Genomic DNA, 438 nt, shown 5'->3' with positions numbered 1-438 from the left:
GGCTCTCAACTTTTTTATGTAAGCATTCTGTGCACGTAAAAACTCGATTTCCTCCCGCATCTCTTCGGGTGTCAACTCATCAGGCGATTTATCGGCATGGGGGGTTTTGGGATGCTGACGCATTTGGCGACTTCGCTTATTCAGGTTGAGGGCTTCAGCCCCATTCTCCTGATAGAGTTTAATCCAACGTTCCACAGTAAGGTAACCGGGAATATCGAATTTGGCGGCGACTGTCGCTAAAGAGAGCGAGTTTGAAAGCGCGAACTCAACGACAGAGAGCCTGAAGTCAGGCGTGTAATGTGGCTTGCGTCCTACCCGCAGCCCTTGTTCCCCATGATGCTGATAAGCGGCAATCCATCTGCGAAGTTGAACATGGGCAATAGAAAACGTCTTGGCGGTCTGTTTTTGACTGCCGAGTCCGGCAAGATAGTGCCGGAC

Annotated in this window: 1 protein-coding gene; it reads right to left on the bottom strand. The window is 50.7% G+C overall.

The annotated features are described in order from the left end of the window. Positions 1 to 438, bottom strand: a 438-nt coding sequence (locus tag DUK53_RS17170; RefSeq protein WP_143813230.1) for a helix-turn-helix domain-containing protein, incomplete at both ends; no start/stop codon positions are given.

The organism is Listeria sp. SHR_NRA_18 (genome assembly GCF_003856515.1).
In the GTDB taxonomy this organism is placed as follows: domain Bacteria; phylum Bacillota; class Bacilli; order Lactobacillales; family Listeriaceae; genus Listeria_A; species Listeria_A newyorkensis.
The sequence above is the reverse complement of the archived record's forward strand: the minus strand, read 5'-3'. Positions and strand labels throughout refer to the sequence as shown.